Raw genomic sequence first — 18125 nt, forward strand, 5'->3', positions numbered from 1 at the left:
AACGGGTTTTCGTTGATCAGAATCGGTCGGCTGTCGCCGAAAACGCGCTGGGAAGGCTGGACCTGCTGCTTTCCAGAGCTACACTTTGTCCGATCTACCGGCCAAGTGTCGGGTAAATAGAGATTGAGGAATGACAAAATTTGCAACCATATCCGCTGCAGGAGAGCTGGAATCGTCGCATGCGCAGCAAATGGTTGACGCCTTGACGCAGCTGGAAGCGCGGACGATCACGCGGGTCGATCTGGCTGAAGCGGTGTACCGTTGCGTCGGTCTATCCCGCAAGGAATCCGCAGCCTTGGTGCAAATGGTCCTGAATGAGCTTGCCGACACTTTGGCGGAAGGGGAAACCGTCAAATTGTCTTCATTCGGGTCGTTCGTCGTGCGCGCAAAATCCGAAAGGATCGGACGCAATCCGAAGACCGGAATCGAAGTCCCGATCACTCAGCGGCGCGTGATGGTGTTCAAACCCTCGAGCGTGCTCAAGGCGCGGGTCAACGGACAAACGATCGCAGAGGGAGACGATTAAACCCTGATCTTTTGGAAAGTTGCAGGGTTTCTAGAGCGGATCATGCGTTAGCCAAGTAGGCTTGGCCAAGCGGGTATCGAGCATGATCTGCCGCGGTTGAAGCAATCGGGCAAAGGTCGCTCTGAGATTGCTGCGAACGGCCTTGAGGTCGAAGCGATATGGATAAAAGCGCCGACGCATTTCGGACGATCAGCGAGGTTGCGGACGAACTCGATCTGCCGCAACACGTTCTGCGCTTTTGGGAGACGCGATTTCCGCAGATCAAACCGCTGAAGCGTGCAGGCGGGCGCCGTTTTTACCGTCCTCACGACATTGAAATTTTGCGCGGAATCAGGCGTCTTCTCTACGGCGAGGGCTATACCATCAAAGGCGTGCAGCGAATCTTGAAAGAGCAGGGCGCTCGGGCAGTCGCCGACCCCGGGTTCACGCCGTCTTCAATCTCCTCCTATGCGGCGCAAGATCTCCCCATTTCAAGCATTGAAGAACGGTGGGATGGTGATTTGATCGAGCAAGCGTCTGAGACTTCGGCCGGCCCATTGTTTGAAACGCGGCGTCCAGCGATGGCGGGAGAGGCGATGCTTGAAATCGACAAAAACGCGGCTGCGCACATCGATGCGGGTCCGCCATGGCCAACCAGTCTTTCGATGGAAGACGCTCGCAGGCTGAACGCCGCTTTGGCTGAGTTGCAGGAATGCGAACGCATTCTCGAGACGCTAAGACGCCCGTGAATCCCCCTCGTTCTTATTGATTGAGACAACCGCGCTCTTTCCCGCATCGGAAACGTTGCGCGCAGAAAATGCTTTCTCTATAAGGGGTCGCAGTCGGAGTGTAGCGCAGCCCGGTTAGCGCACTAGTCTGGGGGACTAGGGGTCGTGGGTTCGAATCCCGCCACTCCGACCATCTATCTCTTTGAGATTTCGGGCGTTTCAGACTTTAGGCTGGAACGCCCGAAGTGATCAGAAGTGGAACCTAAGCGCAACGAACGCATGTAGCGGAACGGAAAGTCCCACGGATGTTCACGCTTCGGGCTTACCCGTTCTTTTCCGACCGGCGGCTTCCATCCCTTCCAAGACTTCATCATCCAAAACGTGCGCATATTTCGTTGTCGTTTCGATTTTGGAATGATGCAGCGCCTTTTGAACGAGCTTGAGGTTTTTGGTTTCGCGAAGAAGTTTCGTCGCGAAATCATGTCTCAAATCATGGAAGCGAAGATCGGCTGGTACGCTCGGGCCAGATCGGCGATGCTTCGCCCGGCGCCAGAGAGTCTTTAAGCCGGAAGCCGTGATCGGCATTCGCTGGCCTCTCTCGTGAGCGGGATGTTTTTTCCTTGCGCGAGCCGCTGCATACGTAAAGACGTACTCGGTTGGATTCGCCATCTCTGCCATGAGAATCGCGCGCATCTCTGAAGTGATCGGGTGGTCGATTGGCTTTTTGCCTTTGCCGATTGTCCTAATTCGACCGGCCAGCAGGTCTATGTCGTCTTTCTTCAGAAGACATTCCGCCTGCCTAAGACCGGCCGCGCGAGCGAATGAAATGAGCGGCAGATAGTCGCTGCGCACCGCTGATTGAATAGCCCCTTCCTCGTTGCCCCGAACTTCCCGGACGCGTTCAGTCGGCTCTCTGAGGAGATGCTGGCCCCAATCAGGTGCGTCTCGAAGTACGACCCTCCAGACTTTGGACGCTCGAGTGAACATCTTTTGTAGTGGCTCAATGGTCGAACGGTTGACAGTGGCCGGCGCAATCAGCCGCGGCTTCTCTTTCCCGCGCTTCTTCGTGCGACCCTTCACGGTTTGCGAGCGCCGCCAAGAGACTAATTTTGCGACATCATCATTCGAAATCTGATCAAGCGGCATAGCTTTGCCGAAGTAATTGCAAAGGCGATTAAGATTTCGTGAGGGTTGTTTCAGCGCCGGAGTGATGTTGGCCAACCTCAATCCAGTAGCGTTGCGCTGCAGTTCCTATAGTCAGCGGCGCGCTGCGGGACAATTGATTGGCATCGAAGGAAGCTTTCGCTTTCTCCTTCTCAATCTTTTCTACTGCTTCTGCTTCTCGCTTAGAAGTTGCTTTCGTAAAGCCTGAAAATCGAATACCTCTAAATTGGAAGTCGAAGCTGTAGAACGGCGAGCCTTCCCTTTTGTAGACGGACATTGTCTACCCCCAAATTCTTTACGCGCTCGCTTGAACGCTTCAATATCGGCGGGGTCATAGGCATAATGCTTGCGCAGCTCCCCACGCCCTATGGCAATGCGCGGCAGCGTGCCATCCTTTACATGCTCCTGCAACATCCGCGGCGAAATGCAAAGAATTTGCGCCGCTTGTTTGGCGGTGAGCAGATGGCCGTCATGGACGAAGCCATCGTCAGTTTCACTCATGGATCAGGCCAAGGCCGTTCTCGAGCGCGGGCATCGCGTCGATGTTTGCGCGGTGGACAGAGAAGGTCAGGGCGACAACCCATGGGTTTGCGTCCCATGCGGCGGTACCGTTGATGGTTCGCCAAAGTGACTCGAAGCTGCTTCGGGGGTCTATCCAACCCGCAGCAGACGATCCGAGAGGATAATTGCACCATTGATCTCGGTTGCCGTGCGGGCTCTGTGCGATGCCTTCCGCGATCGCCTCCGTCTCGCTGATGTCCTGCAAGCGCTGGACGCGCACGTCGCTCACGATCAGCGTGAGCCTCGAAGCCCAGCGCGGCATGTGGATGAATGGGCGCAGTTTTCCATGACGTGACCAATCTATTGTCGGATATCTCGCGTTCAGCGAATCAACATGCTCAAGATGTTGCCGCGCGGATTCTTGATCCTCGGCATAGACCGCCAATTCATTGTGCCCATTATCCGTCAGATAATGCGCTTCGCGCACCCATAGGTGGTCGCCTACACTCCAACGAATTGGTCGCGGCGAGATCAAAGCGTTCGCATCCCGCATGAAAGAGCCATCAGCGACTGCTTCGGCTAGCGGCTGCGGCTTTATGATTCTTCTGGTCTGCGTCTTCCGGCCGTCGAGCAAAGCCCGGATCATCGGCGCGCTGAATGGGATAGGGCGGTCGCTCATGCCTTTTCCTTACTCGCCTGAATGGCGGCGGCCCTGATAGCGTCTGAGTTTGGATAGATAGGCCGATTGACGAGATGGCCGATCCGGTCAACCGCGTGACTTTGCAACGTTGCCAGCGGGCCAGCCTTGCGGCTTTGCTGGGCGTAGTCACCCCTTGCTGCGTTAGTAGGGCGGTGGATTATCGTGTTACCCCGCTTCCCATCTACCCAAACTGAGACGCTATTGCTCATGGCTTGCTCTCTCCATCGACCGGCGCGGCGAGAGGAAGAACACGATTAAGAAAATCTCGGATGGCGATGAGTTCCGAATTTGGGATTTTTGCCCTTCGGATGCCGTCTTCCTCGTAAGATAGATTGTCATCATGGAGTCCGAGGTAGCCGTCTCCGTTGTTGGAGCCATAGCCGGAAACGTTGACCGTAAGAACGCCATCAACGAAGGACAGAACTTCCCCGCGCTTAAGCCCGTCAGTAATTTGTGTACGTTTTTCGGACGCGGTGGCGAACTCTGCGGGCGGCTGTGCGGCTGCGAGTTCCCAGCCAGCTTCACTAAGCGCCTCTCGCCAGTTCGCAGCGTCTTCAATTGCAGTATCCCGCTCGGTCTCGGCCTTCTCGGCGCGCTCGCGAAGTTCGTCGCGTAGCTTTTGCAACTGCGACACAACGAAAGCCGCATCTCGAAGCTTTCCGACAACCATCGCAATGTCATCGGGCTTCATGCCGCCATCACGAGCGCAACTCTCACAGAATGAAGCGTGACCTTGCAATGTCTCGACGAAATCGGTTTGCCCGCAGCTCTCCATCGCGGAGTCTGCGTCGGTGGGGCATGCGCGCTCGGCTGCAATGTTGATGTTGGCTGCGGTGAGCGCGGCTTGAATGGCCTCAGCGAACCGATCTCGTGCACGCTCGGTCGGGGCCGGGCTAACAAATTTCAGCGCGGCGTCCGTAGCCGCTTCGACCGCATCGGGAGCCGCACGGGCGGCTGAGATGATGGCCTCGGCGGCTGTTAGCTTAGTGCGAGCAATCAACTCCTTATCGCGCAGGATCTCGTTGCGTAGCTTGAAGCCTAACAGGCTATCCCGCTCCACTTCCACAGCGGCTAGGCGCGTGTCTCGATCGGCGAGCTCTGTGTTGACATAAGCAAGTTGCTTCGCAAGGTCTTCAGATTTCTTGATCGCATCGGCTAGGCGTTGGCGGTGCTTCTTGACGGTCGCGCGCTTCGCAAGAAGCACTATCCGCTTGACCTTCTCCAGAAGCGAAGGCTCGCGTTTCAGCCCGGCGATCTCAGCTTCGTAGGCGCTGTCACTGCGCGTGGGGCCGGTGGTGCGTCGGGTCATGCGCGCAACCTCGCCTTTTCAGACGCATCGGTCCTCGCAAGCCACGCCTCGCGGCTGTCGCATAGGCGCTCGTCGAGCTGAGCCTCGGTCTCTGGATAGAGATGAAGGGCGTGTACCATGCGCTCGTACACGCCACGCCAAAATTGCGCTATGCGGTGGTCCGGGTGCTTGTAACCGATAATCTCGGCGGCGTGCATATAGTGCATGTACCAATGGTGCGGCAGTTCGTCGGAAGCCTCAATGAGTTGGTCGACAAACGGTGCGATATGCTTTTCCCAACCAAAGGCCGAATCCCATGACGCGGCTGGATAGCCGATGACGATCGGTCCAGTGAAGGACCCGCCGCCGTCCTGAAGCGGGTCGGCCAACACTCAATGATCAATCGAGGAGAGCAAGATGCATCGACGGAACCATCGCACCATCGGCTTGACGTTATGATATTTGGGGATCCCGTCTGGCGCTCGAATTGCCGTCATCAAGACGGTCTGCTGCATCATAGGTAGATCGTGCGTCCACGTTTGGGTGACAATCATATCCCTCGTTCCTTCCTCGCCTGATCTCGCGCTTGATTTAGCTCCGACATTTCAGCATCCGAGCTTGATCCAAGGTGCAGGTCACGATGTGACGCCGATGTGCCACAGATACCAGCTGACGCCGGCAAAGGCGGCCGCGATACTCTCCAGAAAATGCGTTGCGACCATTAGAAGAAACGTCATGACGACCTCTTAATAGCTGATTGAAGACGGGCAGGCGGTTGTCGCTGTTGCGCTGCTGGACGGCGAGAGTCCTCAAAACGGAATGTCGTCGTCGATAATGTCGGCGGTGCGCGTCGGACGATCGCCCATGGCCATGCGCGGATCATCGTGCTGCTGCGCGGGCCGCGCCGGCCTGTCGCTGACCGTGCCATAGCTGTCGGCCGACGGGCCGGTTCTTTCGCCCTTGTCCAGCAGCGCGAGCTGGCCGCCGAACTGCTCGAGCACGACCTCCGTGGTCCGGCGCTCGCCCCCATCCTTGTCGGTATAGGATCGCGTGCGCAGCTTGCCCTCGACATAGGCCTGCGAGCCTTTCTTCAGATAGCTCTCGGCGACCTTGCCAAGATTCTCGTTGAAGATGACGATGTTGTGCCATTCCACGCGCTCTTTGCGCTCGCCGCTGACCTTGTCGCGCCAGGTGTCCGAGGTCGCTATCGAGAAGGTGACGACCGCGCCGCCGGCGTTGGTGCGCCGAACCTCGGGATCGCGACCAAGACGTCCGACGAGAATGACTTTGTTAACGCCGCTCATGAGTTCTCCGTCAGGAGTTGTTCGCGCTTGGCGGTTTCGAAAGCTTCGATCGCCGTGATCTGATCGGCGAGCAGCTCGCGCTCGGGTTTGAGCTTGGCGCGGTCTTCAATGGCGAGGGCGACGCGCGAACCCCAAGATGAGCGTTGCAGATCATCCGATCGAGGCATCCGATGCGCCATTCGATACGCGCCAAGCGGGATTTGAGTTTGTCGAGATGAGGCGACATCATGCGGCCTCATCGACCTGCTCGCGCAAAGCGATTCCGAGATAGTGGACGCCGGTTTTGATGCGCTTTTTCTCATAGCCAAGCGCAAGAATGGCGGCGCTAAATGCGGTGATGCTTAGCTCGGGAAGGCCGCGCCCGGCGGCGAAGTTCAAATAGGCCTGATGCAGGACGGAGGCTTTGGTTTGCGGCCGTTCGACGCCTGTGCTGCAATCCATCACCTCTTCGAGGAAGAAATGTACGGCAGTTTTGTGCGAGGGGATCGCATGGCTGCCCGATGCCTCCTCCGCCGCCTCGTCCTCATCGGCGTCGATCGCCTCGACCATGGCCTGCGCGAGTGGCCGTTCGTCCTGTTCTTGACGCGGGAGCTCGAGCGACGTCGCCGGCGTTTCGGCCCAGGCGGCGAGCGGCGCCGGCAACCATTTCTTTTTCGTCGCGTCGGCCGCGACATAGTCGGCGATGGCGCCTTTCTTGTCGGCGCGATTGATCGCCGGCGTGCCGATCGCGTCGACGACGGCGAGGGCGGCGCCTTTTGTCGCCGCGTCGAAATAGGCCTTGCGATCGAACGCTTGATCGAGCTGGGCAGCTAACGGGGCGCCGCGCATAGAAAGCGCTGCGGCGAGGGGCGTCAGATCGGATAGCGGGACTTCGCCCCGCAGAGAATCGCCGACAATCCTGATCGAGCGCGCGACGAATTCCGTAAAAGCGACCGAGAGATCGACCAGCGGCGCATTGGCGCAAATCGCCAGCGCCTCGTTAAATCTTAGCCGCCCTATTCTCTTAAGGAGCTCCGACCTGGCCTCGAAGGATTGATTACTTGTGATCGACAGGCCGACGCAGCCATAGGCTTGGCCGTAATCTGTTCCGAGTTTGGCGACGGCGACCATCAGGGCGAGATCGGGGCGCGAGCGAATGCATTCGGAAAAGGAATTCTCGACGGCTTCGTCGATGACGGCGCGGACGGCCTTTGAGGTTTTGTCGGGCGCGGCCACCGACAGGGGCGACAACTCGGCCGCCGCGCCCTTCTCCACGCTCCTTGGTGCGGGGGGCGCGGAATCACGAACTGACAGACCGTCGCTGCGAGTTGCAGGACTAGGCTCAGGACTCATTGATTGAGATAGAAGAGGACGGCGGCTGCGATGCAGATGGCGGAGAAGAAGGTGTGGGCGCATCGATCATAGCGGGTTGCGATGCGCCGCCAGTCCTTGAGCTTGGCGAACATGTTCTCGATTTTGTGACGCTGGCGGTAGAGCGTCTTGTCATAGGCAATGGGAAGCTTGCGGCTTCTGGTTGGCGGGATGCAGGGCTCGACGCCCCTGGCCTTCAGCGCGGCGCGGAACCAGTTGCTGTCGTAGCCCCTGTCGGCGATCAACATTGAAGCGGGCGGTAAAGCCTTGAGCATCAGCCGCGCGCCCTTGTGGTCGCTCATCTGGCCCTCCGAGAGCAACATGACGAGGGGCTTGCCGGCGCCGTCGCAAACGACGTGGAGCTTCGAGTTCAGTCCGCCTTTCGTGCGCCCGATACGGCGGGGAAGAGCCCCTTTTTGAGCAGGCTCGCCGCTGTGCGATGCGCCTTCAGATGCGTGGCGTCGATCATGATGCGCTCGGGCTTTGGACCTTCGCCAGCGAGCGCGGCGAATATGCGGTCGAAGACGCCGAGCCGGCTCCAGCGGATGAAGCGATTGTAAAGCGTCTTGTGCGGCCCGTAATCCTTGGGCGCATCTTTCCATTGCAGGCCGTTGCGGATCACATAGACGATTCCGCTGACCACCCGACGGTCGTCAACCCGCGGAACGCCATGCGACAGAGGAAAATGCGGCGCAAGCCGCGCCATCTGCCGCTCGCCCAACAAAAACAAATCACTCATCCCAGCCTCCCCATGCGGAGACCAGGAATCACATCTCAGGCAAATTTAATAGGTCCTGAGCCTAGCCTCGAAACCCCTGCCGAACATTGGGGTTCCATCGAGCTCGAGGTCAGCGACGAGGCCGAGCGTGGCGCGTTGGGATTGGGGGATAGAGCGGAGCAGGGCGCGAGTTTCAATGCCATCCCTCTCTGCCCATAATTCATTAATCCGAGCATGGTTGGGTCCATGGGCGGCGATGACTGCGTTTTCTTCATCCTCGATCGCTTCGAGCCGTTGCTCCTCGGCCGGCAGGAAGTCCACCTCATAGTCTTCGACGAGATAACCGCCGTCGGGCTGATCGCCGCCGGCGACGACAAAGCCCCAGCCCTCTTTTTCCGCGATTGCCTCCGCCGCGGCCAAAAGCTTCTCGCGCGCGAGGCGCTTCAACAGCGTGCCGTCGCGGAAAATGATTTCTTCCTCGAAAAGGTTTTCCTCGATCCGGCCGCCGGCGGCGATATAGGCGTCGGCGCCAACATAGACCGCTTCCTTCGATTGGCCCGGCAACGCGTCGGAACGCAGCTTTTGCCGGATCTGATGTGGATAGTGACCGCCTGTGCTGAGCTGGTCGAAGACGGCCTCTTGCGCCGCGTGCGCATCGCCGGCGGTATAAGCCTGCGCCACGTCGGCGTTGATCTTGCCTTCCCGCCAGGCGGTCAAAATCTTGGGCGACAAGCGTCCCAGCGCCAGGCGCTGGCGGACGTGACGGAGACCGAGGCCAAAATCTCGCGCAATGCGCTCTTCGTCGAAGCCGGCGCGAGCCATGGCCACGAATGCCTCATATTCCTCGACCGGGTGCAGCGGCCGGCGCATTGTATTCGCGGCCAGCGCGATCTCGCGAAGAGAAGGCTCGTCGGCGGCAAACACCTCGACGTCAACGGCATAGTGCGCTGCGCCGCCATTCTGGTCGGCGAGCAGCTGCATCGCGCGCCAGCGGCGTTGCCCGTCGAGAACGACGTAAAAATCGCCGACCCAATTGGCGGGACGACTCGGATGGTCCGTGGTCATTACGAGGAGCGGCTGCAATTGTCCGCTCGCCAGCAACGAGGCGGCGAGCCCGTCGATGTCCTCGCGATCATCGAAGAAGCGGGGGTTTAGTTCGCTAACGCCGACAATCGCCTGCAGCGAAACGGTCAATGACTGGCGACCGTTATTTTGTGAGCTTTGGAGGGCGGCGGTCATTCTGCGGCCTCGTTCAGCAACAGGTCGGCGGCGCGCATGATCATGCGATAGGCGGTGCGGGGCGCACCGTTCAGGACGGCGATTTTGGCGCGGCTGAAATGCGGCAGCGTCTTCATCGCGACTCCCTTGTCCCGCGGCGCGCCTTCTGCCGCTTCCGTGACCAGAAGGTCGATAAATTCATTGCAATCGTCCTCAGTGACGGATTGCGGCGTAGGGCTGATCGAAGGGCTCATAACGGCCTGTCCTCCTCAACGGCGGGTTGACGCGGATCTATTGGCGAATTCCCATCGCTGGGCATTCCGCGAATCATGAAAGTGGCCCGATCCGCCAGCACGCGGATCGGGCCTCGCAACCACCAACCACCAACCGATTGGAGATCACGAATGGAAAGGGTTGAACAATGGGCAACAAACAAGACTGGGCAGACGCCCACGCCTCCGACAAAGCCGCTACAGAAGGAGTGGCCCCGGACGCGTCCAGCGGCTCCTCCGCCACAGCCGAAGCCGGCTCCGAAGCCGACGTCGTCACGCTGAACACGGAAGCCGCAGATCTCGAATTTTATCTCGCGGTAGACGTGCATTATCATCGCGCGAGGCAGGCCTGGTTTACCGGCCTGCATCGTTGGACGATGTTCTTTACAATCCTGCTTGGAACTGCCGCGGCCGGAGAAGTGTTCGTGGCTTGGCTTTCTGGACTTTTGATCGCGGCTTTCGGAGCCGCAGATCTCTGCTTCGATTTTAGCGGACGGGCGGCGCTGCATTCCGATCTGGCGCGAGGGTATATCGCCCTTGCGCGAGAGCTCGCCGCGGGAAAGGACGATCCGGATAGGCGCAGCGCTGTATTGGAATCTTGGATCGAGATGAGCGGCGACGCGCCGCCAGTCTATCGTGCAGCCAGAGATATGGCGCACAACCTCGCCATTCAATCGCTCGGCCGGGACGCCGGCGCGAGAGCAATTCTTTCGTTCCGCAAGCGCATTCTGGCGCATGTCTGGCGCTTTGAGGGAGCGGCGTAAAATAGTCATCAAGCCACCTCTCTGAACGAGCCGACGAAATATTCGTCAAGCGTCATGGCTGGCTCCAAAATGGTGCGATGAGGATTGGATCGATTTGAGAAAAGACCCGGCCCGCGCTGGGGGAAAACACGCGGGCCGGGCTCTGCTGCAAGGAGCTTTGCTCCGGCGCGGAGGGGCATGAAATGGAATGCATTGCATCGCTGACAATGCGCGGGGCGACGATGCCGAACATTGCAAGAGCAAGTAGGCAGGCGGTCGCGACGACGGCGTAAATAACTATCAGCGCTGCTTCGATCACCGCGTTAGGTTTCGGGTCGTCCGGCTTGCGGCGACAGGCCTCGATCCGACTGTCTTCGTCGATCTGGGAGCCGATTGGACTTTGCGGCGGATCATAGAGTAGGCCGCCCATCACGCGGCCTCGCCGAAGACGACGCCGGGAACATCGCCCATGGCGCGCCGGCGAATAAGCTCGACGGCGAGGGCCGCCTCGTCGAAGCGCATGATAAGGCGCGAGGGAATGCCGGCGGCGAGATAGGCGAAAACCCGGCGCTCAAAGAGATCGAGCTCATGCCGCGACAGGTTTTCGATGGCGCCGTGCATGACCGCGATTGTCTGTTCGTCGGCGACGGCGCTGGCGTGAATCGGCGGCTGAAGGGTTTGGGTTTGTTGGGTTGCCATCCGGCGCTCCATCGGGTTGATGGATAAGTGCTACGCTACATGTAACAAGCAAGTCAAGCGTGATGGTGCGCCGGGTGTAACATTCTTGTCTGCCTTCGTCCTTTCCTACGCACGCGGATAGGAGTCCGTTGTCTGACTCCTGTCCGTTGAATTGGAGAAGTTTTCGTTAATTCGAAGGGCCTTGGGGCGTTGGTTGCGCCAATAAAAGTATCGTGTCGATAGCAGACTTGAGCGCCAGAAATGCTGGGATATTGCCCCGGAGATAGGCGACAACGGCATGATCGGTATGGGCCGAACCGTCCGGACGGGTGGAAATTTGTCGCTGCGCAGTGAGCGTTATCATTCCGATCCCGTTAACATGACCCAGAAACGGAACGATGTCGAAATAAATGAAGGGGGCATTGGCGCTTGCAATGCCAGAAATTCCTCCCACCACGCTAGGGATAGCCTCTGTGATCGGGGGAGTCTTGGTTTCATCGGCCATGACGGTCTTCCTTGGCAATGGGAGCCGGGCGGGCGTGCGAGGCTGGGAGGGCCAACCTGTAGCTATAGTCGCTTCCAAAACCCCAGTTCGGCCCTCCCCTGAAACAGCATCGCTGCCTGCGGCACTGCGCGCAATCGGTAAGGGTGGTATCACATGAATTTGCTTCGAAGATCCGTAGGTCTGGGGCAAGGGCTCCGATGTCTATTTTTGCGAGATTGCAAAACGCTTCAGCACCCCGACAAAACTGGTGCTTTGAGGGTGGTCCAACCAGATTCCTAGCGCTGTTGCACCCGTCAACGAAGTAGCGCTCCGGCGGCGTTCCATCGTTTCAAGGGTAGCGACATGTTTGGGGCGCGCTTGCCTCTCTGCTGCTTGTTAATTCGCTTTTCTTTCGTCTTTTCGAGCGTTCGAGCTTTACGGCGAAGCTAGAGGCTTAATTATGCTCGGTTAGACCCTCGCCGTAGCCTTAAAAGCCTACAGCTTTTTCAATTTTGGTCTCCGCTGCAGTGGGGCGGGCTCGCTCGGTACAACATCTGGCCTGATGGCTTCGATAAGCTTCAATGCCTGCTTCTGAGTCGCTGCGTCCAAATGAATGAGGAGATCGACAACCGCGCCGCCCCTTTCGGGATGCATCTCTAATAACATCCAAGGCTCGATGTCGAAGGCTGCGGCCAGCGCATTCAGAATAGGCTCAGAGTAGGGCTGTTTGCCACTCTCGATTCGCTGCAGGCTAGCATGGGAGATCAATTCTTCTCCTCCCGGAGTTTCCTCTAGGCGCGCAGCCAGCTTGCGCAGAGACATGTGCTTGTACAGCCTCCACTCGCGAATGTAGTGCCGTGGCTTTGCCCTGGGTGCCATTTGCCAAGTGTACCAATTTGTGAAGCCGCCGTGGTTACAACGGGTGTACCAAGGCGGTTGACAAGAATGCTACGTAGGGCGTAACACTTGAGAATGAACGCTCTTAGAAAATTCCGGGTCGAAGCGGGCCTATCCCTCAAGCAGCTCGCGGATTCGTGTCAATCGACCAGCGCAACATTGAGCCGTGTCGAGAGGGGGCGGCAAACGCCTTCGTTCGATTTGCTGGAGCGTATCATGGGCGCTACAGGCGGCGCTGTTACGCCAAACGATTTCCTTTCCACTAAGGCGCGGGCTCGCGACACGGCCCTGGCGCCATGATCCTTGCTTTTTCATCACGAAATTTCGGAGCAGGAAAAGTCGAATTCATCACTCGACGTGCTTACTCGGCTCGAATCGGCACGCGCTCCAGCATCAATCCATTGCGCAAATCGTCAAAGCGCTCTGATCGAGTGCCTGCAGAATTCCGCCAAGACGACTGGCCTGCCCCCATGGGGTGATCCAGTTTGAATGTTAGTGCATTGTCGGCCCTGGCGCTATTGCTGGCGTGGCGGGCGAAGCTGGTCCGGATTGCGAAGCCGGCCATTGCAGGGTCTCCGGGGCTGGCGGCTTGTAGCCCAGCGATGAGTGCGGGCGCACGGTGTTGTAGTGGCGTCGCCATCGCTCAATGACGACCTTCGCCTCCTTGAGAGTGTAGAAGATTTCACCATTCAAAAGCTCGTCGCGCAGCTTCGAGTTGAAGCTCTCGCAATAGCCGTTCTCCCAGGGACTGCCCGGCATGATGTAGGCGGTCTTCGCGCCGACGGCGGCAATCCAGTCACGCAACGCCTTGGCGATGAACTCCGGGCCGTTGTCGGAACGAATGTGGATCGGAACCCCTCGCAAGATGAAGAGGTCCGAGAGAACGTCGATGACGTCCGCTGCCTTCAGCTGCCGGTTAATCCTGATCGCGATGCATTCGCGGGTAAATTCGTCGATGATATTCAGCATGCGATATTTCCTGCCATCATGAGTGCGGTCCTCGACGAAGTCATAGGACCAGACGTGGTTGGGGCATTGCGGGCGCAGCCGGACGCACGAGCCGTCATTGAGCCAGAGACGCCCGCGCTTGGGTTGTCTGGCCGGAACTTTCAGCCCCTCGCGTCGCCAGATCCGCTCGACCCGTTTGACGTTGACCTTCCAGCCTCGCTCCCACAACATCGCCGTGATGCGGCGGTAGCCATAGCGGCCGTACTGGATGGCGAGCGCCGTGATGTCGGCGATCAATGCCGCTTCGTCATCGGGCTTGGTCGGAACCTTGCGCTGCGTGGAGCGATGCTGACCGAGAACCCGGCAAGCGAACCGCTCGGAAACGCCATGTTCGGCGATCACATGCTCCACGCAGGCGCGACGACGCGCGGAGCTCAGAAGTTTCCCGAGGCAGCCTCTTTCAGGATCAGCTTCTCAAGCGTCAAATCGGACACCGCTCGACGGAGCCGCGTATTCTCCGCCTCCAGCTCCTTCAGCCGCTTCACCTGATCGCCCTTCAGGCCGCCGTATTCCGACCGCCATCGATAGTATGTAACTTCCGTCACCCCTATCGAGCGGATCGCCTCCGCGACCGGTCGCCCTTGCGCGCTAAGCACTTCGACTTGCCGTAGCTTCGCGACGATCTCTTCCGCCTTGTGTCTTTTCCTCGGCATTGCGCAGTCCTCCATCAGGCTCATAAGCCCATACTTCACGGAGGATCACTTTTCAGGGGGCAGACCAATCCCGTCCGAAAGGGCAAAATCATTTGCGCGGCCATCGGCAAATGTTGTGGGACGCCCACAAAATACCGGCGAGTAGCGTCAGCATCATTTCCGGTCCCGAAACCGATGTGCTGATGGATAATCTCCGCCAAGCGAAACCGTGAGAGTCTTTGCATCTCCGGCGCTGGAGCCCGCGCGGAATGTTTGTGCCCGGCCGTTCCTGCGGGCTCCGGCGCGGGGCAGTATGTCTGCACGCGAAGGCGATGCTCCAGAAAGACTTCGCCGCAGCCAAGTCCTTCTGGCTCCGCGAGACTTGCCGCCGAAGCTCACCCTGGAATTGCCGGGCGCCCTTTAAGCGCTCCGGCGTCTGATCACGCGACAGGGACGCTTATTGGCACAATTGAACGGCAATGGGCGCGCGCGGCGTGAAATTGCTATGGGTCAGCTGTTCCAAAGACAGTATGGAATCGTCCCATACGACGTTGTCCGGGTTGCACAGGTTCGTATAGGTAGACGTCGCGATTTTGAGATTCCCCTTTTTTGAAGTGGGATCGATCGCCCAGGCGAGGCTACCGGAGCTAGGAGTTCCGCGGGGCAGTTTGCAATAATTGTCCCGACACCTCGTGTTAGTGAAGGTTACGTCGTGCCCGCCACCTCCCCACACCCCAAAGCAACCATTGCCCTGATGGATTGCATCCACGTCCGTCACGGTGACATTGCCGCTCTGCTCATCCACTAGAACGCCATCGCCGGACGGCGAATTATTGGTGTCAACCAAACCCCTTGCCATGGTGATTCCGGTAGAGTGATAGATATTGACATTGTCTTCAGTCCAAGACGTCGACAGCGAAGCGACATTGGAGAAGTCCGTGAGAGACCCGTTGTTAGACGCGTTCCACTGCACTAACTGACCTCGCGGCGCTGGACCCCGTTGATCGTGACCTTCGATGAAAGATAGCGAGGAGCCCGTGCATTGCTCCAAATAGATTCCGGAAGCGCCGCGCGTTAGTCGCGTGTTCGTGACGGTCAGTGCGGAGGAGCTAATGCAATGAATATTGGTGCTATCATAACTCGATGGATTTGGCCCGGCTGAGGGCGCGCCATCGAAGATGATGTCGGCGCCAGACACCGTAACGGACTTGGATCCATCTACGAGAATGCCCGGTCCGCCAGTATGATGAATGATGACATTTTGGATTTTCACGCCGCTGTGGCCATTGGTATTGATGCCCGGGCCATTGCTGGATGTAATCGTCATATTTTGAATGAGCTGATTGTCGCTCTTGACAATCACGGGACCGGAATTCTGATAAACCGCGCAATTCGCCGCCGCGGGGGCGGGGCCGGCCGTAGTCGCGCCGCCGCCCGGGGCCGTGGTTGGCGGGACAGAAGTTGGCGGGGTGGAAGTTGGTGGGGCCGGCGGCCTTCGAGAATGGGCCGCGGTTGCTGTATCAGCTTCGGTGAAGACGGCCGCGCTGACGACCAACGCGCCGACAAGCCAAGGCTTGATCCACGCATTCCTACGGTCGTGCCTGTTTAACATAGTTCTTTCTCCCCGCCGTCTAGTTGAAGGCCCTCCTAGCGAAGGTAGAGCCTTATTCAGGGGCGACAGCCCCAAAACGCCATAAAGGCGTCGGCGAGTATATGACGAAATATGGCAATTGTTAAGCGTCACTCGGCACAGAAATGCCCGTTTTGATGCCCCAATTGCTACCGACGTTGCTATAGCGTTTATCCAGCCAGTTATTCGGATTTGTTTCGGGCGGTTCGCTTTCTCGCAACGACAATGAGGAGGCGAATGACGCAAATGGATCATGTGAGAGCGTCAACTATCTGTTAATTCTCTATTGTATTGGATTATTGAAAAAACTGCTGCGGCGCGCTTATACATTTGGCTGATGATTAGTGCTGTTATTTAACAGCTCTGGAATGATTGTTATCGCATCATTTACGATTGTCTTCTCATTCATGACGAGTATGATCAAATGATAGAGCAACCCCAGACATCAAAACGCAATTTTTTGGCGCTTGGCGCCCGTAACGTTATGGCAATTGGAGCGATTGTCGCATCTGCGACAATCGCCAAAGTGACGCCAGCCTCTGCCATGGAACTCAGTAGCCGCGAAGAGCGGGGCCTGTGGCGGTTTTTCGAGCCATTTTCGCACCGGCATTCGGGCCGAGGCAATTGTTTTATGAAGGGCACGAGAATTCGCACCGTTGAAGGCGAACGGAGCGTCGAAGATTTGGCCATCGGAGACATTCTGCCGACTGCTCTGGGAGCGCCGCGCCCGATTCAATGGATCGGATATTCGCGATATAGAAAAAGCGCTCCCGGCAAGCCGTGGGCGAGGGACGTCAGACCCGTACGAATCAAGCGTTCGGCTTTGGGAGCGAATATCCCTTCCGCCGATTTGTATGTGACGCAGACCCACGCACTGTTCATTGATGGGATGCTCGTCTCGGCTGACAGGCTGATCAACGGCGTGACGATTGACCTCTACAGCGCCGACGAACATGACGAGCTTGAATTTTTCCACATCAAGCTCGAATCGCACGATGTGATTTATGCAGAAGGCGCTCCCTGCGAAACCTTGTTGAATGTCAGCGAGAACGCCAATAACTTCGCAAGTTACCTCCGCTTATATGGGCCGCCGGCTGCGAGCGAGCTCGCCTGCGCACCGATTTCGTTCCGCGGACGACGCGGCGAATTGACTGCGCGACTCCGCAACTTGATGTCTCCGTGGCGCGAGCCGGAGAAACTCGATATCATTCGCGACCGTTTGGCGGAACGTGCAACCTCGCTTTCAATGGAAAGCGCGGAGTGATCGTGTTCCCGCGCCAATCGCCGCGGGGACACCTTTAAGCGCCTTGTCTTCGCCGGCGTGAAGGCTTGGCGGCCGCCGCATCTGGAATCGGATCGGTAAGTCCAAGCTCCAGGAACCGCATGAATGCGAGCCGGATATTCGCCGCTCCTCCGACGGCGAACGCCTAGTCTACTCTCTGGGAGAGCAACGCCACATTCTAAAATGGCTTCGGAGCCCAATCGCATATTGTTGTCGTATGCAAGTATGATCCCGACCGAAAGCAGGTTGCCGAATTCGATATGAGGCAGCGCTAAATGATTAAGCAACTGCGCCGATTCGGCGGGCCAAGTTGGAAGGCCAAAGCCGCCTTCCTATTTTTGCTGATCGCCTCATTGCTGATTGGCGCGGTTGTCGTTTGATTTTTAGAAATTTCACCGGAGCGCCCAACCGGTGGTTCCTTAAGCGTCCGTTCGGGAGGTAGTTGAATCGGATGAATCATTTATGATTCATTGGAGGCGGCCTGATTCGAAGAGGGGTCGCCGGTGTGGACGTCCGAAAATCGCGCGAAATACAATCGTGACAAGCTGCGCTATCCAAGCGATTTGACGGACGATGAGTGGTCACACATCGAGCCGCTTACGGTATTGAAATCGTCGCTAGTGAGCTGCTGACCCGAGCGAAAGACGACTTGATTTTCCATAACCTCCCTTACTTCAAACGTTCAGGATTTTGACGGCTTGGCCGCAATTTATCTTGCCGCAAATAAGCGCAACGTTAGGGTGCGATCAAACCGACCCCCTCATGCTCGACAACCGCGTGACGCGCGCTGTGCTTACTGAGCCGGCGCGCTGGCTGGCAATTGAGTGGTTGCTCAAATGAGCTCGCGAACTGAACGATATCGAAGAAGTCTGGCGCAATTTGAAACGGCATCATCTCGCCTATCAGACATTCGCCGCGGACGATCTCGGTCACGCCATCCATGACGCGGTCGCCGAGCTCAACAAGGAGCAAATCCGCCATCCGTTGGACAGCCCCAGCGGATCGCTGCTTACACTGCAATCG

At 58.1% G+C, this 18125-nt stretch carries 23 protein-coding genes, 1 tRNA gene and 2 pseudogenes; 7 read left to right on the top strand and 19 right to left on the bottom strand.

The features are described from left to right. The first annotated feature begins 190 nt into the window (after positions 1-190). The 3 genes from WDN46_14020 (at position 191) to WDN46_14030 (ending at position 1426) form a co-directional block, all read left to right on the top strand. Complete coding sequence (locus WDN46_14020; protein ID MEJ0094503.1) at positions 191-526, top strand: integration host factor subunit alpha; 336 nt, start codon at positions 191-193, stop codon at positions 524-526. Between the two features lie 158 nt (positions 527-684). After that, the gene (locus tag WDN46_14025; GenBank protein ID MEJ0094504.1) at positions 685-1254 is read left to right on the top strand and encodes a MerR family transcriptional regulator; all 570 of its coding nucleotides are present in this window, start codon (positions 685-687) and stop codon (positions 1252-1254) included. A 94-nt stretch (positions 1255-1348) separates the two neighbouring features. Beyond that, positions 1349-1426, top strand: a tRNA-Pro gene (locus WDN46_14030). A 116-nt stretch (positions 1427-1542) separates the two neighbouring features. Here the strand turns inward: WDN46_14030 and WDN46_14035 are convergent. From WDN46_14035 to WDN46_14090, 12 genes and pseudogenes are all read right to left on the bottom strand, one after another. Beyond that, positions 1543-2379, bottom strand: a complete 837-nt coding sequence (locus tag WDN46_14035; GenBank protein MEJ0094505.1) for a tyrosine-type recombinase/integrase — start codon at positions 2377-2379, stop codon at positions 1543-1545. A 180-nt stretch (positions 2380-2559) separates the two neighbouring features. Continuing rightward, positions 2560-2898, bottom strand: a complete 339-nt coding sequence (locus tag WDN46_14040) for a helix-turn-helix domain-containing protein (protein ID MEJ0094506.1) — start codon at positions 2896-2898, stop codon at positions 2560-2562. After that, positions 2891-3577 carry a hypothetical protein gene (locus tag WDN46_14045; GenBank protein ID MEJ0094507.1) on the bottom strand — a complete coding sequence of 229 codons (687 nt, stop codon included), beginning with the start codon at positions 3575-3577 and terminating at the stop codon, positions 2891-2893. The genes WDN46_14040 and WDN46_14045 overlap by 8 nt, the downstream gene beginning before the upstream one ends. Positions 3578-3803: 226 nt before the next feature. Then, positions 3804-4907, bottom strand: coding sequence for a hypothetical protein (locus tag WDN46_14050; protein MEJ0094508.1), 1104 nt, complete (start codon positions 4905-4907; stop codon positions 3804-3806). After that, a complete protein-coding gene (locus tag WDN46_14055) occupies positions 4904-5278 on the bottom strand; it encodes a hypothetical protein (GenBank protein ID MEJ0094509.1) in 375 nt (124 codons plus the stop codon). Before WDN46_14055 ends, WDN46_14050 begins: the two co-directional genes overlap by 4 nt. Before the next feature lie 417 nt (positions 5279-5695). Next, a complete protein-coding gene (ssb, locus tag WDN46_14060; GenBank protein ID MEJ0094510.1) occupies positions 5696-6190 on the bottom strand; it encodes a single-stranded DNA-binding protein in 495 nt (164 codons plus the stop codon). Beyond that, positions 6187-6357 (bottom strand): hypothetical protein, encoded by a 171-nt coding sequence (locus WDN46_14065; GenBank protein MEJ0094511.1) that lies wholly within the window; start codon positions 6355-6357, stop codon positions 6187-6189. Before WDN46_14065 ends, ssb begins: the two co-directional genes overlap by 4 nt. A 58-nt stretch (positions 6358-6415) precedes the next feature. Beyond that, positions 6416-7444 (bottom strand): hypothetical protein, encoded by a 1029-nt coding sequence (locus WDN46_14070; GenBank protein MEJ0094512.1) that lies wholly within the window; start codon positions 7442-7444, stop codon positions 6416-6418. A 74-nt stretch (positions 7445-7518) separates the two neighbouring features. Further along, a complete protein-coding gene (locus tag WDN46_14075) occupies positions 7519-8142 on the bottom strand; it encodes an IS5 family transposase (protein MEJ0094513.1) in 624 nt (207 codons plus the stop codon). Beyond that, positions 8109-8279: pseudogene (locus WDN46_14080) on the bottom strand (transposase). The gene WDN46_14075 and the pseudogene WDN46_14080 overlap by 34 nt, the downstream one beginning before the upstream one ends. 45 nt (positions 8280-8324) lie before the next feature. Further along, entirely contained in the window at positions 8325-9497 is a 1173-nt protein-coding gene (locus WDN46_14085; GenBank protein ID MEJ0094514.1) for a ParB/RepB/Spo0J family partition protein, read from the bottom strand. Then, positions 9494-9730, bottom strand: a complete 237-nt coding sequence (locus WDN46_14090; GenBank protein MEJ0094515.1) for a hypothetical protein — start codon at positions 9728-9730, stop codon at positions 9494-9496. The genes WDN46_14085 and WDN46_14090 overlap by 4 nt, the downstream gene beginning before the upstream one ends. A 167-nt stretch (positions 9731-9897) precedes the next feature. On the opposite strand from WDN46_14090, the gene WDN46_14095 reads away from it, so the two are divergent. After that, positions 9898-10512: a hypothetical protein gene (locus tag WDN46_14095; GenBank protein ID MEJ0094516.1), complete on the top strand. Its 615-nt coding sequence runs from the start codon at positions 9898-9900 to the stop codon at positions 10510-10512. 52 nt (positions 10513-10564) lie between these two features. Here WDN46_14095 and WDN46_14100 read toward each other — a convergent pair whose 3' ends face one another. From WDN46_14100 to WDN46_14115, 4 genes are all read right to left on the bottom strand, one after another. Next, positions 10565-10921 carry a hypothetical protein gene (locus WDN46_14100; protein MEJ0094517.1) on the bottom strand — a complete coding sequence of 119 codons (357 nt, stop codon included), beginning with the start codon at positions 10919-10921 and terminating at the stop codon, positions 10565-10567. Beyond that, complete coding sequence (locus WDN46_14105) at positions 10921-11190, bottom strand: hypothetical protein (GenBank protein ID MEJ0094518.1); 270 nt, start codon at positions 11188-11190, stop codon at positions 10921-10923. The genes WDN46_14100 and WDN46_14105 overlap by 1 nt, the downstream gene beginning before the upstream one ends. Before the next feature lie 166 nt (positions 11191-11356). After that, positions 11357-11674, bottom strand: a complete 318-nt coding sequence (locus WDN46_14110) for a hypothetical protein (GenBank protein ID MEJ0094519.1) — start codon at positions 11672-11674, stop codon at positions 11357-11359. A 474-nt stretch (positions 11675-12148) separates the two neighbouring features. Beyond that, on the bottom strand, positions 12149-12475 hold the full coding sequence (locus WDN46_14115) for a hypothetical protein (protein MEJ0094520.1): 327 nt from the start codon (positions 12473-12475) through the stop codon (positions 12149-12151). A 150-nt stretch (positions 12476-12625) separates the two neighbouring features. On the opposite strand from WDN46_14115, the gene WDN46_14120 reads away from it, so the two are divergent. Next, on the top strand, positions 12626-12850 hold the full coding sequence (locus tag WDN46_14120) for a helix-turn-helix transcriptional regulator (GenBank protein MEJ0094521.1): 225 nt from the start codon (positions 12626-12628) through the stop codon (positions 12848-12850). Between the two features lie 192 nt (positions 12851-13042). Here the strand turns inward: WDN46_14120 and WDN46_14125 are convergent. Together WDN46_14125 and WDN46_14130 are read right to left on the bottom strand one after the other, a co-directional pair. Beyond that, a protein-coding gene (locus WDN46_14125; GenBank protein MEJ0094522.1) for an IS3 family transposase occupies positions 13043-14211 on the bottom strand; the annotation gives its coding sequence in 2 pieces (ribosomal slippage) (positions 13043-13947 and positions 13947-14211; 1170 coding nt in all). A 436-nt stretch (positions 14212-14647) separates the two neighbouring features. Beyond that, complete coding sequence (locus tag WDN46_14130; protein ID MEJ0094523.1) at positions 14648-15802, bottom strand: right-handed parallel beta-helix repeat-containing protein; 1155 nt, start codon at positions 15800-15802, stop codon at positions 14648-14650. A 649-nt stretch (positions 15803-16451) separates the two neighbouring features. Here WDN46_14130 and WDN46_14135 point away from each other — a divergent pair. Together WDN46_14135 and WDN46_14140 are read left to right on the top strand one after the other, a co-directional pair. Continuing rightward, positions 16452-17084 carry a Hint domain-containing protein gene (locus tag WDN46_14135; GenBank protein ID MEJ0094524.1) on the top strand — a complete coding sequence of 211 codons (633 nt, stop codon included), beginning with the start codon at positions 16452-16454 and terminating at the stop codon, positions 17082-17084. A 521-nt stretch (positions 17085-17605) separates the two neighbouring features. Next, positions 17606-17701, top strand: a pseudogene (locus WDN46_14140) (IS5/IS1182 family transposase). A gap of 136 nt (positions 17702-17837) precedes the next feature. On the opposite strand, the gene WDN46_14145 reads toward WDN46_14140, so the two are convergent. Then, positions 17838-18044, bottom strand: a complete 207-nt coding sequence (locus WDN46_14145; GenBank protein MEJ0094525.1) for a hypothetical protein — start codon at positions 18042-18044, stop codon at positions 17838-17840. Between the last annotated feature and the right edge of the window lie 81 nt (positions 18045-18125).

Origin of the sequence: Methylocella sp. (genome assembly GCA_037200525.1) — a bacterium.
In the GTDB taxonomy this organism is placed as follows: domain Bacteria; phylum Pseudomonadota; class Alphaproteobacteria; order Rhizobiales; family Beijerinckiaceae; genus Methylocapsa.

Excerpts from the sequence above, each read along its gene's own strand:
- WDN46_14020 (MEJ0094503.1), top strand. The coding sequence starts at position 191 with ATGGTTGACGCCTTGACGCAGCTGGAAGCGCGGACGATCACGCGGGTC.
- WDN46_14025 (MEJ0094504.1), top strand. The coding sequence starts at position 685 with ATGGATAAAAGCGCCGACGCATTTCGGACGATCAGCGAGGTTGCGGAC.
- WDN46_14035 (MEJ0094505.1), bottom strand. The coding sequence starts at position 2,379 with ATGCCGCTTGATCAGATTTCGAATGATGATGTCGCAAAATTAGTCTCT.
- WDN46_14040 (MEJ0094506.1), bottom strand. The coding sequence starts at position 2,898 with ATGAGTGAAACTGACGATGGCTTCGTCCATGACGGCCATCTGCTCACC.
- WDN46_14045 (MEJ0094507.1), bottom strand. The coding sequence starts at position 3,577 with ATGAGCGACCGCCCTATCCCATTCAGCGCGCCGATGATCCGGGCTTTG.
- WDN46_14050 (MEJ0094508.1), bottom strand. The coding sequence starts at position 4,907 with ATGACCCGACGCACCACCGGCCCCACGCGCAGTGACAGCGCCTACGAA.
- ssb (MEJ0094510.1), bottom strand. The coding sequence starts at position 6,190 with ATGAGCGGCGTTAACAAAGTCATTCTCGTCGGACGTCTTGGTCGCGAT.
- WDN46_14065 (MEJ0094511.1), bottom strand. The coding sequence starts at position 6,357 with ATGCCTCGATCGGATGATCTGCAACGCTCATCTTGGGGTTCGCGCGTC.
- WDN46_14075 (MEJ0094513.1), bottom strand. The coding sequence starts at position 8,142 with ATGGAAAGATGCGCCCAAGGATTACGGGCCGCACAAGACGCTTTACAA.
- WDN46_14085 (MEJ0094514.1), bottom strand. The coding sequence starts at position 9,497 with ATGACCGCCGCCCTCCAAAGCTCACAAAATAACGGTCGCCAGTCATTG.
- WDN46_14090 (MEJ0094515.1), bottom strand. The coding sequence starts at position 9,730 with ATGAGCCCTTCGATCAGCCCTACGCCGCAATCCGTCACTGAGGACGAT.
- WDN46_14095 (MEJ0094516.1), top strand. The coding sequence starts at position 9,898 with ATGGGCAACAAACAAGACTGGGCAGACGCCCACGCCTCCGACAAAGCC.
- WDN46_14100 (MEJ0094517.1), bottom strand. The coding sequence starts at position 10,921 with ATGGGCGGCCTACTCTATGATCCGCCGCAAAGTCCAATCGGCTCCCAG.
- WDN46_14105 (MEJ0094518.1), bottom strand. The coding sequence starts at position 11,190 with ATGGCAACCCAACAAACCCAAACCCTTCAGCCGCCGATTCACGCCAGC.
- WDN46_14110 (MEJ0094519.1), bottom strand. The coding sequence starts at position 11,674 with ATGGCCGATGAAACCAAGACTCCCCCGATCACAGAGGCTATCCCTAGC.
- WDN46_14115 (MEJ0094520.1), bottom strand. The coding sequence starts at position 12,475 with ATGTCTCTGCGCAAGCTGGCTGCGCGCCTAGAGGAAACTCCGGGAGGA.
- WDN46_14120 (MEJ0094521.1), top strand. The coding sequence starts at position 12,626 with ATGAACGCTCTTAGAAAATTCCGGGTCGAAGCGGGCCTATCCCTCAAG.
- WDN46_14130 (MEJ0094523.1), bottom strand. The coding sequence starts at position 15,802 with ATGTTAAACAGGCACGACCGTAGGAATGCGTGGATCAAGCCTTGGCTT.
- WDN46_14135 (MEJ0094524.1), top strand. The coding sequence starts at position 16,452 with ATGAAGGGCACGAGAATTCGCACCGTTGAAGGCGAACGGAGCGTCGAA.
- WDN46_14145 (MEJ0094525.1), bottom strand. The coding sequence starts at position 18,044 with ATGGATGGCGTGACCGAGATCGTCCGCGGCGAATGTCTGATAGGCGAG.